This window comes from Streptomyces sp. WG7, from assembly GCF_049975785.1.
GTDB lineage: Bacteria > Actinomycetota > Actinomycetes > Streptomycetales > Streptomycetaceae > Streptomyces.
This window is the reverse complement of sequence record NZ_JBNGGE010000100.1, coordinates 1-6,190: the sequence shown is the minus strand read 5'-3', so window position 1 is coordinate 6,190 and position 6,190 is coordinate 1. Positions and strand designations below refer to the sequence as shown.

The 6,190-nt window shown below is 72.5% G+C and carries 5 protein-coding genes; 1 reads left to right on the top strand and 4 read right to left on the bottom strand.

What is annotated here, in order from left to right:
- The 3 genes from ACP4J0_RS38060 to ACP4J0_RS38050 form a co-directional block, all read right to left on the bottom strand.
- A partial coding sequence (locus tag ACP4J0_RS38060; RefSeq protein ID WP_426603960.1) for a biotin/lipoyl-containing protein occupies window positions 1-739 on the bottom strand: 739 nt, incomplete at its 3' end.
- A 64-nt stretch (window positions 740-803) separates the two neighbouring features.
- Entirely contained in the window at window positions 804-2,192 is a 1,389-nt protein-coding gene (lpdA, locus tag ACP4J0_RS38055; RefSeq protein WP_426603958.1) for a dihydrolipoyl dehydrogenase, read from the bottom strand.
- Between the two features lie 308 nt (window positions 2,193-2,500).
- Window positions 2,501-4,063 (bottom strand): leucyl aminopeptidase, encoded by a 1,563-nt coding sequence (locus ACP4J0_RS38050; RefSeq protein ID WP_426603956.1) that lies wholly within the window; start codon window positions 4,061-4,063, stop codon window positions 2,501-2,503.
- 251 nt (window positions 4,064-4,314) lie between these two features.
- Here ACP4J0_RS38050 and ACP4J0_RS38045 point away from each other — a divergent pair, with 251 nt between their 5' ends.
- Window positions 4,315-5,097, top strand: coding sequence for an endo alpha-1,4 polygalactosaminidase (locus tag ACP4J0_RS38045; RefSeq protein ID WP_426603954.1), 783 nt, complete (start codon window positions 4,315-4,317; stop codon window positions 5,095-5,097).
- 9 nt (window positions 5,098-5,106) lie between these two features.
- Here ACP4J0_RS38045 and ACP4J0_RS38040 read toward each other — a convergent pair whose 3' ends face one another.
- On the bottom strand, window positions 5,107-5,889 hold the full coding sequence (locus tag ACP4J0_RS38040; protein ID WP_426603952.1) for an adenosylcobinamide-GDP ribazoletransferase: 783 nt from the start codon (window positions 5,887-5,889) through the stop codon (window positions 5,107-5,109).
- Window positions 5,890-6,190: the final 301 nt, after the last annotated feature.

The window sequence follows — 6,190 nt, the reverse complement described above, 5'->3', positions numbered from 1 at the left end:
CCGGAGCGGCGGGGGCAGCCGGGGCCGGAGCCGGAGCCGGAGCGGCCTGCGCCGGAGCCGGGGTGGGCTCGGGCTGCGCCGGAGCCGCGGGGGCGGCCGGAGCGGCGGCGGGCGCGGCACCGGCGGCACCGATGACGGCCAGCTTGGCGCCGACCTCCGCGGTCTCGTCCTCGCCGACCACGATCTCCAGCAGGGTGCCGGAGGCGGGGGCGGGGATCTCGGTGTCGACCTTGTCGGTGGACACCTCGAGCAGCGGCTCGTCGGCCTCGACGCTGTCACCGACCGACTTCAGCCAGCGGGTGACGGTGCCCTCGGTGACGGACTCGCCGAGCGCGGGCAGGACCACGTCCGTGCCCTCGGCGGAGCCGCCGGCATCGGCCTCGGCGGTGGGAGCGGGCGCCGGGGCGGCCTGCTCGGTGGAGGGGGCGGCCGGCGCCGGCTCGGGGGCCGGCTCGGCGACCTGCTCGGCCTGCGGGGCCTGCTCGGCCGCCGGGGCGCCGGTGCCGTCGTCGATCAGCGCCAGCTCGGCGCCGACCTCGACGGTCTCGTCCTCGGCCACCTTGATGGAGGACAGCACGCCCGAGGCGGGGGCCGGGATCTCGGTGTCGACCTTGTCGGTCGAGACCTCGAGCAACGGCTCGTCGGCCTCGACGCGCTCACCCTCGGCCTTCAGCCAACGGGTGACGGTGCCCTCGGTGACGCTCTCGCCGAGCGCCGGAAGGGTTACGGAAACCGCCATGGTTTCGGTTGCTCCTTACGAAATTGCGGAAGTCTGTGTCGTCGCGCCCAGTGACCGAGGGAGGTCAGTCGTGGGAGTGCAGGGGCTTGCCGGCCAGCGCCAGGTGGGCCTCACCCATCGCCTCGTTCTGCGTCGGGTGGGCGTGGACGAGCTGGGCCACCTCGGCCGGCAGCGCCTCCCAGTTGTAGATCAGCTGGGCTTCGCCGACCTGCTCGCCCATGCGGTCGCCGACCATGTGGACGCCGACCACGGCACCGTCCTTGACCTGGACGAGCTTGATCTCGCCCGCGGTCTTCAGGATCTTGCTCTTGCCGTTGCCCGCCAGGTTGTACTTCAGGGCGACGACCTTGTCCGCACCGTAGATCTCCTTGGCCTTGGCCTCGGTGATACCGACGGAGGCGACCTCCGGGTGGCAGTACGTCACCCGCGGCACGCCGTCGTAGTCGACCGGGACGGTCTTCAGGCCGGCGAGCCGCTCCGCCACCAGCATGCCCTCAGCGAAGCCGACGTGCGCGAGCTGGAGGGTCGGGACGAGGTCACCGACGGCCGAGATGGTCGGGACGTTGGTCCGCATGTACTCGTCGACGAGGACGTAGCCGCGGTCCATGGCGACCCCGGCCTCCTCGTAGCCCAGGCCCTGGGAGACCGGGCCGCGGCCGATGGCGACGAGCAGGACCTCGGCCTCGAACTCCTTGCCGTCGGCGAGGGTGACCTTGACGCCGTCCTGGGTGTACTCGGCCTTCTCGAAGAAGGTGCCCAGGTTGAACTTGATGCCCCGCTTGCGGAAGGCGCGCTCCAGCAGCTTGGAGCTGTTCTCGTCCTCGACCGGCACGAGGTGCTTGAGGCCCTCGATGATCGTGACGTCGGTGCCGAAGGACTTCCACGCGGAGGCGAACTCGACGCCGATGACGCCGCCGCCCAGCACGATCGCGGACTTCGGCACGCGGTCGAGCTTGAGGGCGTGGTCGGAGGAGATGATCCGGTCGCCGTCGATCTCCAGGCCCGGCAGCGACTTCGGCACGGAGCCGGTCGCCAGCAGGACGTGGCGGCCCTGGACGCGCTGACCGTTTACATCCACGGAGGTCGGGGAGGACAGGCGGCCCTCGCCCTCGATGTAGGTCACCTTGCGCGAGGCGATCAGACCCTGCAGGCCCTTGTACAGGCCCGCGATCACGTCGTCCTTGTACTTGTGGACGGCCGCCATGTCGATGCCCTCGAAGGTGGCCTTCACGCCGAACTGCTCGCTCTCGCGGGCCTGGTCGGCGATCTCGCCCGCGTGCAGCAGGGCCTTGGTGGGGATGCAGCCGTTGTGCAGGCAGGTACCGCCGACCTTGCCCTTCTCGATCAGGGCGACGTCCAGGCCCAGCTGAGCCCCGCGCAGCGCCGCGGCGTAACCACCGCTGCCACCGCCGAGGATCACTAGGTCGAAAACGGTGCTGGCGTCGTTCGCCACGTCACGTCCTCCATGCATGTGCGCCACGCCGGTCTCCAGTGACCGGTCGGCGGCTGGTGTCCGGCCGCTCATTGTTCTCGGCCCTTGGGTGGGCCCTGTCCTGCCGAGCCCCATCTTCGCACTTGTCGGGCCCGTACGAGACGCCGGGCCGGGGTGTGAGACACCCCACGTTCCCTGGCGAGGAAGGGAAGGATCATGCCGTAAGGGGCGCGGGCTGTATCTGATCTGCGGCTCCGCCGCGTGGACGCGACAAGCCACAACGGACCCGCAGACGCCGAATCACCCGCACCCCGGCACATCGGGCGCCCCTAGCCCAGGTCACCCGCAGCCGTCAGCTCGGCGACCCGCACCAGCGTCCGCACAGCGGTTCCGGTGCCGCCCTTCGGCGTGTAACCGAACGGCCCGCCCTCGTTGAAGGCCGGGCCCGCGATGTCCAGGTGGGCCCAGGTGATGCCCTCACCGATGAACTCGCGCAGGAACAGGCCGGCCACCAGCCCGCCGCCCATCCGCTCACCCATGTTGGCGATGTCGGCGGTCGCCGAGTCCATCCCCTTGCGCAGGTGCTCCGGCAGCGGCATCGGCCACGCCGGCTCGCCGACCTCCTCCGCCGCCTCGTGCACCGCGGCACGGAACGCGTCGTCGTTCGCCATGACCCCGTACGTCCGGTTGCCCAGCGCCAGCATCATCGCGCCGGTCAGGGTCGCCACGTCGATGATCGCGTCCGGCTTCTCCTGCGAGGCCGCCCACAGCGCGTCGGCGAGCACGAGCCGGCCCTCGGCGTCGGTGTTGAGCACCTCCACCGTCTTGCCGCTGTACATGCGCAGCACGTCGCCCGGGCGGGTGGCGGAGCCCGACGGCATGTTCTCGGCCAGCGCCAGCCAGCCGGTCACGTTGACCTCCAGGCCGAGGCGCGCGGCGGCGACGACCGCGGCGAACACGGCGGCGGCACCGGCCATGTCGCACTTCATCGTCTCGTTGTGCCCGGCCGGCTTCAGCGAGATGCCGCCCGAGTCGTAGGTGATGCCCTTGCCGACGAAGGCGAGGGACTTCGTCGCCTTCGACGAGGTGTACGACAGCTTCACCAGGCGCGGGCCCGACGCCGACCCGGCGCCGACGCCGAGGATGCCGCCGTAGCCGCCCTTGGTGAGCGCCTTCTCGTCGAGTACCTGCACCTTGATGCCGTGCTCCTTGGCGGCGGCCTGCGCGACGGCCGCGAACGCCTCGGGGTCGAGGTCGTTCGGCGGGGTGTTGACCAGGTCGCGGGCGCGGTTCAGCTCCTCACAGACGGCCGCGGCACGCTCGAGCGCCGCCTTGTACGCCTTGTCGCGGGGCTTGCCGCCGAGCAGCGCGGCCTCGGCCAGCGGGGCCTTGCCGTTCTTCGCGTTGCCGTTCTTCGCCTTGGCGTCCTTGGCGTCCTTGGCGTTGTCCTTGTAGGCGTCGAAGGAGTACGCGCCCAGCAGCACGCCCTCACCGACGGCGCCGGCGTCGGCGGCCTCGGTGAGCGGGAGGGCGAAGGCGGCCTTCTTGACGCCGGCCAGGGCACGGGCGGCCACGCCGGCGGCCCTGCGCAGCGCCTCGGCGTCGAACCCGGCGTCCTTCTCGGGCTGGGAGCCGAGGCCCACCGCCACCACGAGGGGCGCCTTGAAGCCGGACGGCGCGGGCAGCTTCGTCACCTCGCCCTCGGCGCCGGTGGCACCGAGGGTCTCCAGCACGCCGGCGAGCCGGCCGTCGTACGCCTCGTCCACGGCCTCGGCACCCGGTGCGACGACCAGGCCCTGGGACTTGGCCGCCGCGTTCTTGGCGACACCGATCACGATCGCGTCGGCCCGCAGGCCGGGCGCCGCTGCGGTGGAGAGAGTGAGAGCAGTCACGGTGGTGAATTCTCGCTTCCGTATGAAGTCTTGGATGGCCGAATGCGGGTGGGTCGACCGGGCCCGACAACCGACCCTAGATCCCTCCTGCGATGCGGTCCTCGCCCGGGCGGGCGAACACCCGGCACGAGCCTACGCTCGCGCCCGCGTCCGCTCCCTCCCGCGGGGCCGCGGTTTCCCGCGCGGCACCCGCGATGGGAGATCATTCCTGGGGTATGCCACCGCGCCCCGCACACCCTGGAGCACGCCCTGTGAGACGCCCGGTCCTGTCGATATCCCTTCTCCTGCTGCTCACGGGCTGCACCTCGTCCCCCGGCGACAGTCCGCAAGCCGGCGGCCACTGGCAGCCCCGGCCCGGCACCGCCTGGCAGTGGCAGCTCAGCGGAAAGCTCGACACCTCCGTGGACGTGCCGGTCTACGACATCGACGGCTTCGACCACACCGCGTCCACGGTGGCCGCCCTGCACGACGACGGCCGCAAGGTCATCTGCTACCTGTCCACCGGCGCCTGGGAGGACTTCCGCCCCGACGCCGGGAAGTTCCCGAAGTCGGTGCTGGGCAAGGGCAACGGCTGGGAGGGCGAGCGCTGGCTGGACATCCGGGAGACGGACGTCCTGGAGCCGCTGATGGCCGAGCGCATCGACATGTGCCGAGAGAAGGGCTTCGACGCCGTCGAGCCGGACAACATGGACGGCTACAAGAACGAGACGGGCTTCCCGCTCACCGCCGACGACCAGCTCCGCTACAACCGGCTGATCGCGGACCTCGCCCACGACCGGGGCATGGCCGTCGGCCTGAAGAACGATCTGGACCAGATCCCCGAGCTGGTGGACGACTTCGACTTCGCGGTCAACGAGCAGTGCGCCCAGTACGGCGAGTGCGCCGACAACAAGCCGTTCATCGACGCGGACAAGGCAGTCTTCCACGTCGAGTACGAGCTGCCGGCCGACCGTTTCTGCGCCGATTCCCGTGAGCTGCGGCTGAGTTCGATGCTGAAGAAGTACGAACTGGGAGCGTGGCGCGAGGCCTGCTGATCCCGGGAATCAGCCGAGCACCAGAACCACGAGGGCGGTGGTGGCCGCCGTCTCCGCGACCCCGCCGAAGACGTCACCGGTGACCCCGCCGAAGCGGCGGACGCAGTGCCGCAGCAGCAGTTCGGCGACGGCGACGGCGCACAGCACGGCGAGCGCCGCACGGACCGCGTCGTACGGCCCGGAGCCCGCCGCCGCTCCGGCCGCGGCGGCGGTGACGGCGGCGGTGGCGGCCAGTGCGCCCCCCGCCGGCACCACCCCGGCGACCGCCGCGCCCAGTCCCTCCGGGCGGGCCGCGGGCACCCCGGCCCGGGCGGCGAGCGTGAGTGCCAGCCGGGCGGCGGTCGCCGAGACCACGGCGGCGAGCGCGCCCCGCGCCCAGGAGCCGTCGTAGGCCTGGGCCAGCGCGGCCACCTGGGCGAGCAGCACGAACACGAGGGCGAGCACGCCGAACGGGCCGATGTCCGACTGCTTCATGATGCGCAGCGCGTCCTCGGCGGGCTTGCCGCTGCCGAGTCCGTCCGCCGTGTCGGCCAGCCCGTCCAGATGCAGCCCGCGGGTGAGGACGGCGGGTACGGCGGCCGTGGCGACCGCGGCGAGCAGGCTCCCCGCGCCCAGGGACAGCAGCAGGAGTCCGGCGGCCGCGGCGGCGGCGCCGACGGCCAGCCCGGCCAGCGGCGCGCACAGCATGCCGCCGCGCGCGGCATCACGGTCCCAGCGGGTCACCTCGACCGGGAACACGGTGAGGGTGCCGAACGCGAAACGGAGGCCGTCGGGGAAGGGGGTCCTGAGCACCGGCGCAGACTACCCGGCGGTCACCGGGGCACCCACGGGCGGCTGGGACGACGTGCGCACGGGGACGCCGGTGGCAGCGTGCCGCCGGATGCCGGATGCCGGATGCCGGATGCCGGATGCCGGATGCGGGACGCCGGGCGCGGGACCCCAGGCGCGGGACGCGGGACGCCGGACCGCGGATGCGGGGCGCCGGACCCGGGTGTGGGATGCCGGGCTCTGGGCGCCGGGTGTGGGATGCCGGGCTCTGGGCGTCGGGTGTGGGATGCCGGGCTCTGGGCGTCGGGTGTGGGATGCCGGGCTC